Here is a 20,199-nt window from a genome sequence, read left to right as displayed (position 1 = left end):
GATAGCTGTCAAGTCGCCAAAATATGATGAATCATTCTCAGGCCGCCGAAGAATTTACCCACGACGTGGAGCGGACCACCTGGCACGATAAAACGTTGTGGTTTGTGCGTGAGAAACGCGACAAGGCCGTTTTTCAGATTCCCGAGTGGGAGGCATTGCGCGAAGCCGCTTCCCGGATCAAGCACAATGCCTTGTCCAATCTGGATGAGTACCTTCTTGAATTTGAGCAAAACGCCATCAGGAACGGTGTAATCGTCCACTGGGCAGCCGATGGCCGGGAGCACAATGAGATTGTGCTGAAGATTCTGCGGGAGACCCAGGCTACGCAGATGGTCAAAAGCAAGTCGATGCTGACGGAGGAATGCCACCTGAACGAATTTCTGATTGAACAGGGCGTTGACGTGGTGGATACCGACTTGGGGGAACGCGTGGTGCAGCTCGCCCACGAACCGCCCAGTCACATCGTGATGCCGTGCATCCACAAGAAGAAGGAAGAAATCGGTGAACTGTTTCACGAGCACCTGGGAACGGAAAAAGGCGCTTCCGATCCGAAGTACCTCGCGGAAGCCGCCCGCCAGCACCTGCGCGAAAAATTCCTGACGCGCCGGGCCGCGCTTACGGGCGTCAACTTTGCCGTGGCCGAAACGGGCGGGTTTGTGGTCTGCACGAACGAAGGGAACGCCGACATGGGCGCCCACCTGGCCGACGTGCACATCGCCAGCATGGGCATCGAAAAAATCATTCCCAAAGCCCAGCACCTCGGGGTGTTTTTACGACTTTTAGCCCGCAGCGCCACCGGCCAACCCGTAACCACGTATTCGAGCCACTTCCACCGGCCGCGCGCGGGGCAAACGATGCACATCATCATTGTCGACAATGGCCGCACCACGCAGTTGGGCCGTCCGGATTTCCGGAATTCGCTCAAGTGCATCCGTTGCGGAGCCTGCATGAATACCTGCCCGGTCTACCGTCGGAGCGGGGGGCACAGTTACCACAATGCCGTCGCCGGCCCGATTGGCTCCATTCTGGCTCCAAATCTGGATATGCGCAAGAATGCCGATTTGCCGTTTGCCTCCACGCTCTGCGGGTCCTGTTCGAATGTGTGCCCGGTCAAGATCGACATTCACGACCAGCTTTATAAATGGCGGCAGGTGCTGGCCTCCGAAGGATACGTAGACAGCAGCAAAAAGCAGGGAATGAAGCTGATGGCGAGCGTGTTTGCCAATCCGAAACTGTTCCGGTTCTCCGCAAAGGCGGGCCGAACCGTAATGCGCCTGGCACCCTTCGCCGTGTCGAACCCGCTCAACCCCTGGTACAAACAACGCGAGATGCCCGAGCCACCCAAGGAAAGCTTCCGGGAATGGTATGTAAAGAGATCCAATAAAGAACAATAGAAATGTGCTGAACCGCACGGACGGCTTCTCGCTCAGGCAGTCGTCCGTGCGGTTCGTTATTCATCCAGCAATGAACAGCCGCGAACGTATCCTGGCCGCCGTACGTCAGAACAAGCCCGAACTCCAGCCCCTACCCGAAACCTCCACTTTTCAGTCAGACTTTCCGGACCTGGTCGCAAAATTTTGTGAAATCCTGCGGTTTATCGGCGGAACACCGGTGGTGGTGGCTGATTACCAGGAAGCCGAACAATACATCCGACAGACGTATAGCGATTTGCCAAACATTGTTAGTAAAGTTCCGGTTTTAGATTCGTTAGCAACTACACAGTGGGACGTAGAAGACCCACACCAACTCGAAACCGTTGATCTGGCTATCATTCAGGGCGTATTCGGGGTGGCCGAAAACTCGGCCATCTGGGTACCGGAGGAGCGGGGTGGACATCGCGTGCTGCCGTTTATCTGCCAGCATCTGGTGCTTATCCTGAACGCGTCCGACCTGGTGCCGAACATGCACGACGCCTACAAGCGGCTTAAGGTGGGCGAAGCGGGCTTCGGGGTTTTTATTGCCGGACCCTCCAAGACGGCGGATATTGAACAGTCGCTAGTAATCGGCGCGCACGGTGCCCGGAGCCTTTCAGTAGTGTTGTTGCAAAATACCTAACAAAAACACGAGGCCATAACGTAAAAAACGTATATTGGCCGAAAACGGGCAGCAACGTGACAACGATTTATTTAGATACCTGCACTCTGCGGTCCTGGCGAGATGGCGACGAATTTTCCCTGTCCGAGCAGGCTAACAACCGGAAGATCTGGGACCGGGTTCGCGATTTTTTTCCGCACCCTTATACCGTCCGGGATGCCAGCTCCTGGATTCGGATGAATCGGTCGTACCAGCAACCCGTCAACCTGGCCATCGACATTGGTGGAAGGGCCGTGGGCAACGTTGGTTTTACTATTAAAGAGGACATCTACCGCCACAATGCCGAAATCGGGTACTGGCTGGGGGAGGCCCACTGGGGGCAGGGTATCATGACCGAAGTGCTACCGGCCATGGTCAATTACATCTTCTCAAACTTTCAGGTGAACCGCCTTTTTGGCTGTGTGCTGGAAGGCAATACCGTATCGATGCGGGTGCTTCAGCAGGCCGGTTTTCGGGCCGAAGCGGTTTTGAAAAAGGCAGCCTACAAGAATAACCAATACCTCGATGAGCATATCTTTGCGCTGCTCCGGGAGGAGTTTGTGACTCGCCAGGGACAGATTTCTCTGGCCCGAAAGCAGTAGGGTACTTCGGAAAGTTGTTTCTTTGCACCATGCCAAAAATTGTTATTGCCATCGACGGCTACTCAAGCTGTGGGAAAAGTACGACGGCCAAGCAGGTGGCAGCCCGGTTGGGATATGCCTACATCGATACCGGAGCTATGTACCGGGCCGTTAGCTTGTTTTTTATTCAGAACCACGTTTCCCTGACCAATCCGAAAGCCGTTCAGGAAGCACTTCAGCATATTCATATCAGCTTCAATTTCAACCCCAAGGCGGGCCGTAACGAAACCTGCCTCAATAGTCTGAATGTGGAAGAGGAAATTCGGAAAATGTACATTTCCGATATTGTCAGCGAAGTCAGTGCAATTCCGGACGTCCGGTACGCCATGGTGGCGCAGCAGCAGAAAATGGGCCGCAGACGGGGCGTGGTGATGGACGGGCGCGACATCGGGACCAAGGTGTTTCCGGACGCCGAACTGAAAATCTTCATGACTGCCGATCCGGTCATCCGGGCGCAGCGCCGGCAAATTGAATTACTGCAGAAAGGTGAAATGGTGGGGCTGGATGTAATTCTCGAAAACCTCAAAAAACGGGATTACATCGACAGCAACCGCACGGAAGGGCCGCTCCGCAAAGCTGAAGATGCCATTGAACTTGATACTTCGTATATTACCCTGGATGAGCAATCCGACTGGGTGATTCAACTGGCTGACGAGAAAATCGCTAGACTCCACCGCAAAGGGCATTTCAAACCCCAGAATGCATGAGTGCCGATTACCTGATTGTTGGACAGGGGGTTGCCGGTTCGGTGTTGGCCTGGACGCTGCAGGAGCGGGGTAAAAACGTGGTGCTGGTCAATGCCCCAAACCGGCCCTCGGCGTCGCGGGTGGCGGCTGGCATTTTCAATCCACTGACCGGCCGGAAGCTCGTTCGTACCTGGAAAGCCGACGAACTGTTTCCTTTTCTGAAACAATTTTACGGTGATATCGAAAAAAAACTCAACGCTTCTTTTCTGCATTTCTCCACTATCTACCGTCCGTATCGCTCCATTGAAGAACAAAATACGTACCTGGCCCTAACCGCCGACCCTTCTATTGCTCAGTACATTGCCGAACCGGTTGATAATCAAAGTTACCGGCCTTTCATCCAGAATCCGTATGGTGGTTTGGAAGTAACCCGGGCGGGGTGGGTTGATGTGCCGGTATTTCTGAAGGCTATTCAGGATTTTTTTCGGCAGCATGACCAGTACATCGAAGCGGATTTCGATCATGGAGAATTGGTAATCAACGCTGAAGGTGTGGAATGGCGGGGGCAGACCTACGGCAAGCTGATTTTTTGCGAAGGGCCGCACGCCAAAGACAATCCTCTGTTCAACTGGTTACCCTACAATCCCGTGAAAGGGCAGGTTTTGGATGTGATGATGGACAATTATCGGGTCACCAATATCGTTAATCAGGGGATCTTTATAATGCCCGTTGAATCAAATCTTTACCGGGTGGGAGCTACCTACACCTGGCACGATCTGGATTGGCAAACAACTGAGGACGGAAAAGCGTTTTTAGAACAAAAATTACAGGCGGTGCTGAAGATTCCGTACCGGATTGTCGGGCAGCGGGCCGGGATTCGTCCGGCGACCAAAGACCGACGGCCTTTGATGGGTTTGCATCCGGCTCATCCGGCCATCGGAATTTTCAACGGGTTGGGTACCAAGGGGGTATCCCTGGCTCCATTTTGGGCGGATCAATTTGCCGACTTTCTGGAAGGTCGCAAAGAATTAGACCCGGAGGTTAATATTGAGCGTACCTTTTCGTTATATTACAGTGGAAAAAATCCTGTCTAACGGTTGACGAATCTGGCCCGTTGCCAGTTGACAAAAGGAGCCCGGCGGCAGGCCGAACCAATCCTTAATGTAGTGTTATTATGAGTAAGCAATTTATACTGTGTATTGCCGGATTGTTGCTGGTGGCGAGTGGAGCCGTTGCGCAGAATTACCCTTCGCTGGAGCAGTTCGGACGTAATCGCATTCAGTACCGGAAGTTCGATTGGAAAGTAATCAAAACTTCCAATTTTGAAATCTACTTTTATCAGGAAGGAAACCAGATTGCCAACCTGACGGCTCAGTACGCCGAAACGGATTTCGACCGGATCACCGAAATTCTGGGCTACACGCCCTACAACCGCATTAAGGTTTTTATTTATAATTCTCCCCAGGAGTTAGCGCAGAGCAACATCGGCCTGAGCGCGCCCTCCGGAACCAACTACAAAGAACTGAGCCTTTCCAAATCCCGGCTGGAACTGGCTTTCACGGGCGATCAGATTAGTTTTCGCAAGCAATTGATTCGGGAAGTTTCGATGTTGTTTGTGTATGACATGCTGTACGGTGGTAGCCTGAAAGACGCCCTGCAAAGCTCACTGCTGCTGTCGCTGCCCGAATGGTACATGCCCGGTATTGCCTCGTACATCGCGGAAGGCTGGAGCGTGGAGCTGGACGACTACATGCGCGACGTGGCCCTGACGCGTCCCGTTCGTAAACCGTCTACGCTGGTAGGCGACGAGGCCCGGTACGTGGGCCACTCCATCTGGAATTACATTGCCGAACGGTATGGCAAAGACAACATTTCCAATATTCTGAACCTGACCCGGATCATCCGCAACGAGCAGAGCAGCATTGCCAGCACGCTGGGCGTGCCCTACTCACGGTTCCTGCGCGAATGGCGCGACTATTACGCGTCGATGGCTAAACCGATTGTCGATGCCTACAAACCGGGGGAGGACACTTTTCAGCAGACCGTATCAACCCTGAAAGAACCGTCGCAGCTCACCAGCCTAAAGCTTAGTCCGGATCAGAACCATTACGCCTATGCAACGATCTGGCGGGGTAAATTTGAAGTGACGCTAATTAATACCCAGACGCAGAAAAAGCAGGTAATCCGGAAAGGGGGATACAAACAGGAGGAGTCTCCCGTAAAAATGGCGACTCCGCTGGTGACTTTCCAGCGGGATAATTTATTGGTGCTGACCGAAGAACGGGGCCAGACGTTCCTGTATGTATACGGTAACCTGGACCAGAAGCCGAAGCTCAAGCAGCGGATGGTTGTTCGGGGCGTGAATCAGGTCGTTGACATGGATGCTTCCGATGATGGGGCCAGCGTGGTGTTCAGCGCCGACCGCCGGGGCCAGAACGATTTGTATCTGTTCAGCATGGGGCGGGGTACCGTTCAGCAGTTGACCAACGATTTGTACGATGATCTGTATCCGCAATTTGTGGGTCGTTCGCGGCAAATTGTCTTTTCGTCCAATCGGCACATCGACTCGCTGGGCGTTGATAAAGGCACCTACAAAACCATACGCAATCAGCTTAGCCTGTTTTTGCACGACGGAACGCCCCGCACCGAAGCGGTGACCCGCCTGACCGATTCGCTGAGCACGGCCATGCGTCCGGTGGCGGGTTCTGAAAATACGGTTTACTTTCTGGATGATGCCAGCGGGGTGCGCAACCTGGCCCGGCTGGATGTGGAGAATAAAACCAAAGCGTATGTAACCGGTCTAAGTCAGAACATCCGCCGGTACGACCTTAACCCGACTTCGGGGGCCATCGTGTACAGCCAGTTGAAAAACGGAAGCGAAGTAATTGGGTTTCGGGCCAGAACCAACCTGGGCCAGAGTCAGCAGTTGCCGCTGACGCGCCGGGCGACGGTGTTGGAAGTGCCAAAAGCCGAGGTCGCCAGCAAGCAGGCAGCCCCGGTTACCAATGCGGCCACGTCTGCTAATAAAACCGCCGACTCAATCGCGACCGCATCCAAACTGAAGTTGGAACCGGGTGAAGTCGATACCGACAACTACCAGTTCGACAGTGATGTTGCCAAATCAATTGAATACCGGCAACGACGCAGCCAGAGCACGACCGCTTCCGTGACCATCCCGCGTACGCGTCGCCGGGAAAACGTAACCATTCGCGGACCCTATAACTACCAGGGACTTTTTGTTGCCAGTGATGCCAGTTCCGACTGGCGGATTGACCCGATTCGTGGGTTTGGTTATTTCCAGTCGCTGACGATGAATGATCTGCTGGAAAATCATATCATCCGGGCTGGTTTGTTTATCACCACCAACCTGCGCAACAGCGATCTCTTTGCTGAATACCACAAGCTGGTGAACCGGATTGATTATAGCGCCCGCTTCGACCGTAAGACGATTTTTTCCGATCAGGGACAGTATCAGAAATATCGTTTCAACAAAGTAACCTTATCGGCTTCGTATCCGATTTCGGTCAACAGCCGGTTTACCATTGCGCCGTTTTACGTAGTAACCCGGTACCTGGATCTCTTGCAGCCGGGTGGTAGCTCCTCCGATTACACGGGTGCTCGGGCAGAATACGTATTCGATAATACGACCCTTAGCGGCACAAACATGATCGACGGAACGCGTTTCAAGATTCGGTACGAAAATTACGTCGGTCTGACGGAGCGGGTTGAAGGCGGTGTTCGTCGGGGAGCGGGTAGTTTTGATCGGATTACGCTTGATCTGCGGCACTACCAGAAGATTCACCGTGATATTGTTCTGGCCCTGCGGTTTTCGGGTAGCCACTCGGCGGGTCGCGCTCCGAAGAAAAGTACGCTGGGCGGGATGGAAAACTGGATCGGCATTTCGGAAGGAACCAGAGACCAAACCAGACCGAACAATCCGCTTTTGATGCCTCCCAACCGTGATAACCGGGATGTGTTCTTCCTGGATTTGGCAGCACCGTTGCGGGGGTTCCGGTTGGGCAAGTTGACGGGAACCAGTCACTTGCTGGGCAACGCCGAACTTCGCTTACCAATCATCCGGTACTTGCACCGGGGGCCGGTCACATCCAATTTCCTGCGCAACTTCCAGTTGGTAGCCTTCAGCGATATTGGTACGGCTTGGTCGGGAAAAGGGCCGTTTAGTCGGCAGAATAGCCTGAATACGGAAATTGTGGGCGGGGCGGGCGATCCCTTCCAGGCCACCGTTACTAATTTCAAGAATCCGTTCCTGTTTGGTTACGGAGCTGGTGCCCGAACGATGCTCTTTGGCTACTACGTGAAATTTGATTATGCTTGGGGCGTTGAAAATGACGTGGTTAGCAAACCCGTTGCTTATCTGACACTTGGTTACGATTTTTAAACCTGGAAAAACTCAGTAAAAAAGCCCCGTTAATGCGGGGCTTTTTTTTTGTAGCATCGATATCTAATACCCTTGAGAATGTGTGAGTTAGTCACTCGCTGTATGAAAAGCGTATTTTCAAGAGAAATCCAGGTGGGTCAAGGTGACCGTTGCGCCGATAGGAAGTCTGAATGATTGGTAAACTCTGTTTACAGGAAGAGGCTGTCTCAAACAGAATAATTGATCGTCAGATGAAAGAAACATTTACCCTGGGAAAAGACATACTTCGGCAGCTTATTCGGAATTGTCGTGTTAACCGTTGGAATGATCTTCAGGCAAGACGGCTGAAGCATCAGGTGTCGGCGTTACCCTCAGACCAAGTTGACAGCCCTTCTTTGACTTCATCCTTAACCCTGCTTTTATTCAACAGGAAGCCGTTATCCTATTTTTCTCGGAGTAACATTTGCAATTTATTGCATCATATAATATGCTGGTACAACCAATTTAATTTGTCGTTGAATATCAACCGGTGGATTGCCAATACGATGGCTCTGATTTTATTCAGCGTCGGAATGGCCTTTGCCCAACAGCCCAATCTTTACATACACACCAAAATTGACAAGGCACGACCTGCGTTAAATAGTCTAGTTTCTTATACCATAGTGGTGGGGAATGATGGCAATGGAAACGCAGGGGGAGTCGTGGTCAAAAATGCTTTGTCCGCCGGAGCCCAATACAGCTCTCATACGATACCGCGGGGAGCTAATGCATTTGCCCCGACTACGGGTCATTGGCAAATCGGCTCAATTGCTTCCGGAGATTCTGCCGTGCTGGAATTGAAGGCCAGAGTAGTCGAACGTGGCGTCGTCTTCAACACCGCCGAAGTAATTGCCAGCCAGGGAACGGATCCCAACTCCGTGCCGAACAATCAGAATGTCTCTGAGGATGATCTTGCGGTAACTTGTTTTTCGGTGCCGCTTTATTGGTACCCGGGGGACGAGTATAGCGTTACCAGCCCGATTCCAATTACCAACGTCCAATGGACCCGCAACGGGCTTACGCAGTTTACGCCTGATCAGGCCGTTGCCACGGGAAATACCCTAGTAATCAAATCGCCTGGTAACTATTCTTTTTCAGGCACGTTGGGAAGCTGTCCGGTGGGCGGCTGTTGTGCCATTGAAGTGATACCCGGACCGGAGTGCCAACTAAACCTGACGGCCGTTGCCAGCCCTACCTGTGAGGCCAGCCCACTGGTTTTAAATGCTACTCCCCAGGGAGGAAGCGCACCTTATCAGTACGTATGGACTGGGCCCAACGGGTTTAGCAGAACCGGTCAGAGTCAGACCATCCCGGTCGCAACGGCGGCCAATGCGGGTGTATATACGGTAACAGTAACGGATGCCAACAATTGTACCGCTATCGCCAGTACGACGGCGCTCGTTGGAACATTACCGACTGCGGGTTGTACTTCGCCGGTTTGTGAAGGAGAAACCATCAGACTTTCAGCCACCAGCGGAGGGACATCTTATCAATGGTACGGTCCGAACGGGTTTACGAGTTCATTACAGAACCCTACGATTCCGAATGCAACGGCGGCCAATGCAGGCAGTTATACAGTCGTAGTAACCGGCACTACAATTTGTTCAGGAACCGCCGTAACCACACTGACCGTTTTGCCAAAACCGGTTATCGCTGCAAGCGTCAGCAATAGTGCTTGCGTGGGCGGGAGTTTTGTTTTATCGGCTGTAGTGAGTGGAGGGGCACAACCATATCAATATATCTGGACCGGCCCCAACGGGTTTTACCAAACCGGGCAGACGGTAACCATTAACAACGCACAGTCGACCCAGGCTGGAAGCTACACACTTACGGTATTCGGCTCAAATGGTTGCAGCGCTACGACCGTGACAGCACCGATCACCGTAACGGCTTGTTCCTGTAATCTGATGGCCGCTGTACTTTCTCCCAGCGTTTGTACGGGAGGAACTGTGAATCTGACGGCAACAAGCGGATTTACCAGTTACACCTGGCGGGGGCCGAATAATTTTAGTTCGACGGTACAAAATCCGGTTATTACCAATGCACAGGTAACCCAAAGCGGAACTTATACGCTAACGGTTTCCGGTCCTAACTGTACAGGTACAGCCACTGTAGATGTAACGGTCAGTCCTGCCCCCATTGCTCAGGCCTCCTCGCAGACCGTTTGTTCGGGCGGTAGCGCTTCCATTCAGTTAAATGCGTCCGGTGGCACTTCCTACCGCTGGGAGGGGCCGGATGGTTTCAGCAATAATCAGCAAAACCCAGTTATTACAAATGCGACGGCTACAAATACGGGTCGTTACACGGTCATAGTTACAACCAGCAGCGGCTGCACGGGGGTAGCTACAACCGCTGTAACCGTAGGGTTGTGTCAAGTGCCTGCGGTCTGTAAGCTGGAGGGTAGCCTCACCGCCAACTCACCAGCGGTTTGCCTGGGGGGCAGTGCGGTGCTGACGGCCAGTGCTCAGGGGGCTATAGGCAGTCTGAGTTACGTCTGGAGCGGAGTGGGTTTGTCCGCCAGCAGTGGCAGCCAGGTGACAGCCAGTAACCTGACGGCCACCAGCACCTTCACCGTCGTCATCACCGACAGGGGCCTGGCTAACTGTTCGATCATACGGACTGGTACGGTGACAGTTAACCCCGCCCCGGTGGCGCAGGCCTCCTCGCAGACGCTTTGTGCGGGGGGCGTAGGCTCGCTTGAGCTCAGTGCTTCGGGGGGAACAAGCTATCAATGGCGGGGGCCTAACGGCTACAGCAGCACCCAGCCCAATCCGGTCATTGCCCCGGCTACGAGTGCCAACAGTGGCCATTACATGGTGGTAGTAAGCACCGCCAGCGGGTGCACGGCCCTGGCCAGCACGGTCGTAACGGTGGGCGACTGCTCGCAGCCGCCGGTGTGCCACCTGTCAGGCCAGGTGGTTTCGTCGGTGCCCAGCGTGTGTGCCGGGGGCAGTGCGGTGCTGACGGCCAGTGCTCAGGGGGCTACACGCAGTCTGAGTTACGTCTGGAGCGGAGTGGGTTTGTCCGCCAGCAGTGGCAGCCAGGTGACGGCCAGTAACCTGACGGCCACCAGCACCTTCACCGTCGTCATCACCGACAGGGGCCTGGCTAACTGTTCGATCATACGGACTGGTACGGTGACAGTTAACCCCGCCCCGGTGGCGCAGGCCTCCTCGCAGACGCTTTGTGCGGGGGGCGTAGGCTCGCTTGAGCTCAGTGCTTCGGGGGGAACAAGCTATCAATGGCGGGGGCCTAACGGCTACAGCAGCACCCAGCCCAATCCGGTCATTGCCCCGGCTACGAGTGCCAACAGTGGCCATTACATGGTGGTAGTAAGCACCGCCAGCGGGTGCACGGCCCTGGCCAGCACGGTCGTAACGGTGGGCGACTGCTCGCAGCCGCCGGTGTGCCACCTGTCAGGCCAGGTGGTTTCGTCGGTGCCCAGCGTGTGTGCCGGGGGCAGTGCGGTGCTGACGGCCAGTGCTCAGGGGGCTACACGCAGTCTGAGTTACGTCTGGAGCGGAGTGGGTTTGTCCGCCAGCAGTGGCAGCCAGGTGACGGCCAGTAACCTGACGGCCACCAGCACCTTCACCGTCGTCATCACCGACAGGGGCCTGGCTAACTGTTCGATCATACGGACTGGTACGGTGACAGTTGATCCACAGCCAGTGATTACGTTGACCGCCGGGCCCACTTGTGCGCCCGATTTACAGAGTTATAGTCTTACAGTTGGTATAAATCCGGTTGAAGCGACCTTAACTGCCAGTGTAGGTACAGTAGTTGGCAACACCATTACTGATCTTCCAATTGGTAGCGGTGTAGTGCTAACCGCCACAACAGCCTCAGGCTGTAGCAGCACCCTTTCTATTGCCCCGCCCAGCAGCTGCCCCTGCCCCGTTGTTTCGGCTCCGATCGTAATTAACAACGGTACAATATGTCAAGGGCAACCGACACCAACATTATCCGTTTCAGTAGGAGTGGGGCTGCAAGCTGTTTGGTATACGGAATCTACCGATGGTACGCCGGTTGCCAATAACCAATTAAGCTATACGCCAAACCAAACAACGTCAGGCACCTACACATATTACGTGGAAGCGGTCGATGTGGTGAGCGGTTGTAAAAGTGCCACTCGAACACCTATCACCTTGACAATCCATCCGTTACCCATTGCTCAGGCCTCCTCGCAGACCGTTTGTTCGGGCGGTAGCGCTTCCATTCAGTTAAATGCGTCCGGTGGCACTTCCTACAGCTGGGAGGGGCCGGATGGTTTCAGCAATAATCAGCAAAACCCAGTTATTACAAATGCGACGGCTACAAATACGGGTCGTTACACGGTCATAGTTACAACCAGCAGCGGCTGCACGGGGGTAGCTACAACCGCTGTAACCGTAGGGTTGTGTCAAGTGCCTGCGGTCTGCAAGCTGGAGGGTAGCCTCACCACCAACTCACCAGCGGTTTGCCTGGGGGGCAGTGCGGTACTGACGGCCAGTGCTCAGGGGGCTACAGGCAGTCTGAGTTACGTCTGGAGCGGAGTGGGTTTGTCCGCCAGCAGTGGCAGCCAGGTGACAGCCAGTAACCTGACGGCCACCAGCACCTTCACCGTCGTCATCACCGACAGGGGCCTGGCTAACTGTTCGATTAGCCGTACGGTCACCGTGACAGTTAATCCACAGCCGAACGTGACGGTAATCGCTACCGCTAATCCAACCTCCTGTGCGGATAGTGAAACGGGTAGTATAACCTTGGGAAGCCTTTTGCCTAATGAAAGCTACCGGATCAGTTACAGCCGGAACAATCAGGCCGTAACTACCCAAACGCGCAATGCCAATGGCAACGGAACAATCGAACTGAACGCTCTGGTTGCCGGAGCATACAGCATAACCGTATCCACCGGTTCGTGCAGCAGCAATCCTGTTACTGCAACACTAACGGCTCCGGAGATACCTGAACGGCCTTCGATTTCCGTTTCACCTGCGGTTACAACCTGTTTGGGTGAAACAGTGACCTTGACGGCCACAGGCGAAGCGGGGGCTGGCTTCCAATGGACGGGTTCGGGCTTATCAGCAACAACTGGAGCCGTGGTAAGCGTAACACCAACCGAGGTTGGTACTCAAGCGTATTTCGTGCGCCAAACCATTAATAATTGTACGAGTGAAGAATCAACAAGCGCTACCGTAACTGGCGTTCGCTGCACAACCTGCACAACTGAGCCGCCCGTCATTAGTTGCACCGTGACGGATGTCTGCCCGGGTGATGCCGTAGAATTAAGCGCGTCGAATTGTACGGGAACCGTGGTCTGGTCAACAGGGCAAACGGGGCAGACTATTATAGTCACGCCGAGCGTCTCCACGACTTACACGGCTCAATGCCAATTACCCGGTTGCCTCAGCGCGCCCTCGAAGCCGATTGCAATAAAAGTGTCGGATCCCCAACCTCCCGTGATTTCGGCGGATGCCTTAACCATCTGCGTGGGAGGAACGGTGAGCCTAACGGCGACCTGTTGTGCTGGTACGGTGATCTGGTCAACAGGCGCGACGGGTTCCATCATTACGGTTAGTCCCGGAGAGCCAACTACCTATTACGCCAACTGCCGCATACACAACTGCATCAGTGCTCCATCGAACCCCATCACGGTTCGGCCTGGTTCGCTACCGACCCCGCACATCAGCAGCAATAGTAATACGGTCTGTCCGGGTGAAACCGCCATGTTAACAGTCTCCAATTGCGTCGGTATTTCCAAATGGTCCACCGGTGAAACAACAGCTAGTATTCTGGTTTCGCCAAGCCAGACAACTTCCTATACCGTTCTCTGCCAGCAAGGCTCCTGCGTAAGTCCGGTATCGGATAGCCATACCATTACTGTTGTTGTACCGCACCCACCAATGGTTGATATCAGTGCTGATGTCGTCTGTCTGGGCAGTTCGGTTCAGTTAACGGCAATGGGTTGCACAGGAACTGTCATCTGGTCAACTGGAGCGACGGGTTCCAGCATCAGAGTTTCGCCGAGCGGTAACACTACTTATCGGGCGTTCTGCAAAGTGGGCAACTGCACCAGTGGCCCCTCCCAGCCGCTTTCCGTCACGGTTGTCAATCCGGCCGCTCCGATCGTTAAATCGGACAAAACCATGATTTGCGCCGGGGAGGTCGTGACGTTGACTGCCGAAGGCTGCGCAGGTGGACAGGTGATCTGGTCGGATAATACAACGGGCAATAGCATCACGGTAAGACCCGGGGCTACTACCACCTACACAGCTCAATGCCGGGAGTTCAGCTGCACCAGCGTCACTTCCAATGCCATCACAGTTAATGTTACCAACAGCAATGCGCCGACGCCGACCGTAACAGCTTCCACAACGGCAATCTGCGCTGGTGAGCCCGTTACACTGACGGCCAGCGGTTGCGGGGCAGGAACCGTAGTCTGGTCAACGGGAGCAACGGGCAATAGCCTGGTGGTAAACCCGACCCAGACAACAGAATATTATGCCGCCTGTAAAATGAGTGCGGAATGCAACAGTACGCCCGCAAAAGTGACCGTGACGGTACATACTCCTTCAAAGCCAGTAATCCGGGTGTGCAAGTGCACCGATGGGCATATCTGTCCGGGCGATGAAATACAACTGACGGTGACCGGTTGTACGGGAACACCCTTGTGGTCGACCGGCGCCACGTCAACAAGCATCCTGGTTTCGCCAACGCAAACCACGGCTTACACGGTTGTCTGCCAGAACAGTTTCTGTACCAGTTCACCTTCCGAAGCTTATACCGTAGTGGTTGATACGCCGACCTCGCCGGTCGTTTGGGCTTCAAAACCGGAAATCGAACCGGGTGAGACGGTAACACTCTCGGCCTCGGGTTGTGTGGGCGGCCAAATCATCTGGTCGACCGGGGCGACGGGTAGCAGCATCGATGTGAATCCAACGACGACCACCAGTTACTACGCTCACTGCAAGATTAGCGGCTGTCTGAGCGACCCAACGCCCGTCATCGTCAAAATCAAAGGCGAATGCGATGTGCCAGCACCCACCGTGACGGCTTCGGCAACCGTAGTCTGTTACGGCGGCTCGGCCACGCTGACGGCGACGGGCTGTGCCAACGGAACAATCGTTTGGTCAAACGGTGAAACGGGAAGTCATATTTCCATCGGAAACATGACCGCTAACCGACCCTATACGGCCATCTGTAAAATAAGCGATGCGTGCGTGAGCTTGGCGTCGGCACCCACCAGCGTGTCGGTGATAACGCTTAATCCCCCGACGATTGCCGCCGACAACAAAGTGCTTTGTCCGGGTGAAGCAATGCGGTTAACCGCCATCGGTTGTGTTGGAACAGTTACCTGGTCGACCGGGGCGACGGGTAGCAGCATTGACATTCAGCCAGCCGCTACCACCGATTACTGGGCTACCTGCTCACTGGGCGATTGCGTGAGTGAGCGATCACCGCTGAGTACGGTTCAGGTAGGAACGCCCGTTTCGCCGACCATCACCGCCAGCGCGACGACCGTATGCTTTGGCGAAGCTGTGACACTTATGGCCGCTGGTTGTCCAAACGGTAACGTAATCTGGTCAAACAATCAGGTGGGAGCTCAAATCATCATAACTCCCGCTTTATCGGCGACTTATTCGGCGGTTTGCTGTACCTCGAATGCGTGCAAGAGCGGAAAATCCAATGAACTTGTCGTGACGGTTCAGCCCAAAGTGAGAAAACCGCTGGTTGCTAATGTGACCAATACCTGTCCGCTCACTACAGCGGATTTGACCAAAGCTGTTAGCGGTTCCGTGTCGATTCCGGGCGGGGTATTTGAATTTTACACCAGTAGCACCCTTGATCCGGCGCAGAAAGTAGCCAACCCCAATGCTGTCCCGGCCGGTACATATTACGTGGTGGAAAAACCATCGACGGCGTGTTACAGCCTGCCCAGCCAGGTTCTGGTGACCATCCTCAACTGCAATGATGTGGCGCTTTGCACAACTAACCCGGCCACGGCGTCGGCGGGCCCGGACGCCACCATTTGCTCCGCCAAGGAATATAAATTGAATGGGACTATCGGCGGAGCCGCCACCAGCGCCATCTGGACCAGCAGCGGTACGGGAACGTTCGACAATGCGGCTCTGCTGAATGCGACCTACAAACCGTCGCTGGCAGATATACAAGCTGGTTCTGTAACGTTGACGTTCAGCACGAACGATCCCGACGGAAACGGCCCCTGCCAGGCTGCTCAGGATGTTATGAAATTAACGATTGAAGGACTGAAGGTGCAGCCGACCATAGGCTCGGTCAATACCGTCCTGTGCCACGGTGATTCTGTCGTGCTTCAGGCCTTACCCGACGGCTACAGCTACTTATGGAATACCATGGCAACCACGCAAAGTATTGTGGTTAAAACCAGCGGCACGTATTCCGTGCAGCTAGTTGACAACAACGGGTGTACATCCGTTGCTTCCGAAGCCGTGACCATACAGGTAGGGGAGCCAATCGAATCACCGATTGTTCCGATGATGGCCCGTAACGTTTGCCCCGAACACACGGTGAACTTGACAAAACTGATCGAAAGCAACCCGGTTACGGCAGGTGGACGGTTTGAATTCCACATCGACAGCAAACCGGATAGTCCGGTCGTGATGCGACCCGATTCGGTAGGACGCGGTATTTTTTACGCCTTCGAACGGACCCCTTCCGGCTGTTACAGCGAGCCGTCGATGATTGATGTGGCCATTTTTGACTGCAACACGGATACATGCCGAACGGATTTGTACGTCACCTACACGGTGGACAAGCCCAGTGCCAGACCGGGTGAGACTGTTACTTTCGAAGTCAAACTCGGAAACAACGGGAAATGCGCGGCTACGCACAGCGACATCCGGATTATTCTCCCGCCGGGTCTGGAGTTGGTGTCGCCGGGAAATCTGGTAGTCGATGCCCACGGTCATTTGGGTGCCTGGATAACGGTTCTTCCGGAATACAATGAAGTTTCATACCACTACACCGCCCGGGTGCTAACCCAGGGACCCATCGTTAACCTGGTTGAAATAACGTATCTCGATCAGGTCGATCCGGAATTAGCAAATAACAAAGCTACCGTTACGATTGGAGACAGCACGGTGACGCAACCGGTTGCGGTCGGGGTGGCCAAGGCGCTGAAAGGTGTTCTACAGAAGGAAGAAACCTTATTTGAGTTCACGTACGACATTGCCGTAACCAACTACAGCGATCAGGACGCCACCCAGGTGCAGGTAACGGATGATGTGCAGTCGGTGTTCGACCCCCACGTAATTGAATCCGTTTCGGTAGCGCTCGACAAAGAATCCACCTTGATGCTCAATGCTAATTACTCGGGTTGGGTTGGCCGTACGCAGCTACTGACTACGGAAAGTACGGTAAAAGCGGGAGCTACGCAGCACATTCTGCTGAAGGTAAATGTTCGGACTCATCCGGATGGCAGCCTCACGAAAACCTTCCTGAATCAGGCTTATCTGCTGGCTCAGGTAAGCAGTGATACGATCAATGACGTTTCTACGAACGGCAGCAAAGCCGATCCCGATAACGACGGTGATCCGAAAAACAACAGCGAGCCAACACCGGCCCGGTTCGACTCCCATCCACCTTCACAAATCGGGGTTGCGCTGGCGGTCACGAATGTAGATGTACAGGCTGATAGCAGCTACAATGTAACCTATAAAGTCACGGTCAGAAACTACGGTACCACGGATCTGACGCAGGTTCAACTGGCCGACAGTTTGATTGGTGGCTTCGAGAAACCCGTCTCCTACAGCGTGGTCAGCCTGCCAGTAGTGGGAGAGGGCAGCACCTTGGCGCCGAATCCGAATTTTGACGGCAGTGGCCTGGCGTCGCTGCTGGATGCCACCAACAGCAGTCTGGCCGTCGGAGCTTCAGATACGGTTCTGGTGACGGTTAATATCAAACCGAATAGCGTTGTTGGGCCGTTTTATACGCAGGTAGTAGGTACGGCGTTACACGCTGACACCCTGGTCACGGACCTCTCAAATAACGGATTCAATCCTGCGCCTTTCGGCAACGTTCCAACTGCCGTTCGGTTTGATCTTCCACCATCGCTGCTGGGGGTAGCTAAGTCGGTTAGCAAGCTGGAAGATCTTGGCGCGGGCGTTTACAACGTGACCTACACCATAAAAGTTGCTAACATGGGCTCGCAGGATCTGAAGCAGGTTCAGGTGGTTGATAACCTGACCGAAACCTTCGGTAACGACGTACTCATTGGTCCAGGTAAGCCGAAGCTCGTGGCCGATGCCGGTCTGACGGTGGATACCACCTACACCGGGCAGGGAACATTAACCAACCTGTTGATTGATTCGCTGAGTACGTTGCCTAGAGGAACCTCGCGTAACATCCACCTGACTGTGCGTGTCGATGTGCGCAATAGTTCCCGGGAGGTTTACCACAACACCGCCCTCGCAAAAGCCGTGATGCTGGACGGCAATACCATGTTAAGCGATACCTCGACGAAGGGTTCTAATGTAGACCCGGATAATGACCTGGATCCACGCAACAACAGCATACCGACGGATGTAAGGCTGAGGGGTGTTCCGGTGGATTCGCATATCGGAGTCGCGATGGCCGTGAAAGATACGGCACGCCAGGTCGATGGTAGCTACAAGGTCATCTACCAGATCATTGTAAGAAATTACGGCTCGAAGGATTTCACGGATGTACAGGTGAGCGACAAACTGACGGAGGTGTTTAACAGCATGACCGGGGCCAGTTACAAACTACCCGACAAACCGAGCGTGTCAAGCGGTAGTCAGTTGGTAGTTAATTCCAACTACGATGGTGATGCTGATAGCAATCTGCTGATACCGGGCAGCAAACTGGCGGCTGGCCGAACGGACACTCTGTTGCTGCCGCTGATCATAATGACCGACGGTCGCACGACGCCGTACCTCAACACCGCTTACGCCTGGGCCGTGACCGGTTCGGATACCTTGCGCGACACTTCGACCGACGGCTTCGAGCCGGATCTGAACGGAAATAGCAATCCGACTGAAATCGATGAAAGCGTGGCTACCCCGCTCACTTTAAACGGTAAAGGCGACGAGATCATCATTCCGGAGGGCTTCTCTCCGAATGGTGATAATATTAATGACCGGTTTGTGATTCGCAACACTGGTGGAGCTACCGTCTCTCTGGAGGTGTTCAACCGCTGGGGCCATACGGTTTATCGCAACCATGACTATAAAAACGACTGGGATGGCACGACCAACACCGGTGCGCGGGTTGGTTCTAACTCGAAAGGATTGCCGGAGGGCACTTACTTCTACATCGTTGAGTTGAGCGATGGCCGCAAGTTTATCCGATTTATGACGATTAATCGCTAAAACCAATGATACGCAGGTTTACCAGAATAGTTAGAAAATGGGCGCTCTTTCTGGCCGGGATGGCTGGTGGCAGCCAGGTTCAGGCGCAGCAGGACCATATGTTTTCGCAGTACATGTTCAATATGATGGCTATGAATCCGGCTTATGCCGGCAGCCGGGACGTGTTGAGCATGACGGCCTTGTACCGCAACCAGTGGGGGGGCATTGAAGGCTCACCACAAACCACCACTTTTACCGTTGATATGCCCCTCAACCGCGAGCGGATTGGTCTGGGTTTGCAATTATTCAACGACCGAATCGGCGAGTACAGCACCACGGGAGCCTATGCTTCCTACGCTTTTCGGATTAGGGTGGGGAGCCGCTCAACCCTGGGGCTTGGTATTCAGGCAGGGGCCAGCAGTTTCCAGGCAGATCTGGCAAAGGTAAAAACCGACCAGGGGGGCGATCCGGCCTTCTCGGAGAACATCTCCAAAATTCTGCCGAATTTCGGAACGGGCATTTACCTGAGCAACGACCGGTCGTACCTTGGCGTCTCTGTACCTCAGTTGATCAAGAACCGACTGACCGACTACAATTCCGGGGTACAGCGGGCCACCCAGCGCCGTCATGCTTACGCAACGGCGGGTTTTGTTGTCCGGTTGAGTCCGGTCCTGAAGTTAAAGCCGTCAACGCTGGTGAAATACGTCGAAGGGGCTCCGCTTGGTATTGACGGAAACTTGAATCTGTGGATTGCCGACCGCATCGCTGTAGGTGGGTCTTACCGCCGGAATCAGTTCAACAGTTACGAAAGCGCCCTGAATGACGGGCAGGTTTACAACCAGGATGCCATTGTTGGAATTGTTGAGGTTCAGCTATCCGATCAGTTGCGGCTGGGTTATGCCTACGATCAGATGCTGAACAAAATGCAGACATTTAGGCTGCCTTCGCACGAATTCATGCTTCGGTACGAACTAGGTTTCGGCAAAAACAAGATTCTGACACCCCGGTACTTCTGATTCATGAAGCGGCTGGCGGTTCGGGTTTGCAAGTTGTGC

Annotated in this window: 8 protein-coding genes; all 8 read left to right on the top strand. The window is 54.2% G+C overall.

The window, feature by feature from the left end:
* The first annotated feature begins 26 nt into the window (after positions 1–26).
* Complete coding sequence (locus OQ371_RS00985; protein WP_265994366.1) at positions 27–1,394, top strand: lactate utilization protein B; 1,368 nt, start codon at positions 27–29, stop codon at positions 1,392–1,394.
* 4 nt (positions 1,395–1,398) lie between these two features.
* Positions 1,399–2,055, top strand: a complete 657-nt coding sequence (locus tag OQ371_RS00980) for a LutC/YkgG family protein (protein ID WP_310586606.1) — start codon at positions 1,399–1,401, stop codon at positions 2,053–2,055.
* A 56-nt stretch (positions 2,056–2,111) separates the two neighbouring features.
* Complete coding sequence (locus OQ371_RS00975) at positions 2,112–2,675, top strand: GNAT family N-acetyltransferase (RefSeq protein WP_265991763.1); 564 nt, start codon at positions 2,112–2,114, stop codon at positions 2,673–2,675.
* 29 nt (positions 2,676–2,704) lie between these two features.
* The gene (cmk, locus tag OQ371_RS00970) at positions 2,705–3,421 is read left to right on the top strand and encodes a (d)CMP kinase (RefSeq protein ID WP_265991762.1); all 717 of its coding nucleotides are present in this window, start codon (positions 2,705–2,707) and stop codon (positions 3,419–3,421) included.
* Positions 3,418–4,494, top strand: coding sequence for an NAD(P)/FAD-dependent oxidoreductase (locus tag OQ371_RS00965; protein WP_265991761.1), 1,077 nt, complete (start codon positions 3,418–3,420; stop codon positions 4,492–4,494). Before cmk ends, OQ371_RS00965 begins: the two co-directional genes overlap by 4 nt.
* An 80-nt stretch (positions 4,495–4,574) precedes the next feature.
* Positions 4,575–7,799, top strand: coding sequence for a hypothetical protein (locus OQ371_RS00960; protein WP_265991759.1), 3,225 nt, complete (start codon positions 4,575–4,577; stop codon positions 7,797–7,799).
* Between the two features lie 170 nt (positions 7,800–7,969).
* Positions 7,970–19,165 (top strand): Ig-like domain-containing protein, encoded by an 11,196-nt coding sequence (locus OQ371_RS00955; protein ID WP_310586605.1) that lies wholly within the window; start codon positions 7,970–7,972, stop codon positions 19,163–19,165.
* Positions 19,166–19,170: 5 nt separating this feature from the next.
* Positions 19,171–20,160 (top strand): PorP/SprF family type IX secretion system membrane protein, encoded by a 990-nt coding sequence (locus tag OQ371_RS00950; protein ID WP_265991757.1) that lies wholly within the window; start codon positions 19,171–19,173, stop codon positions 20,158–20,160.
* Positions 20,161–20,199: the final 39 nt, after the last annotated feature.

Source organism: Larkinella insperata (genome assembly GCF_026248825.1).
Classification (GTDB): domain Bacteria; phylum Bacteroidota; class Bacteroidia; order Cytophagales; family Spirosomataceae; genus Larkinella; species Larkinella insperata.
Note: the sequence above shows the minus strand (reverse complement) of the source record. Positions and strands in the feature narration are given on the sequence as shown.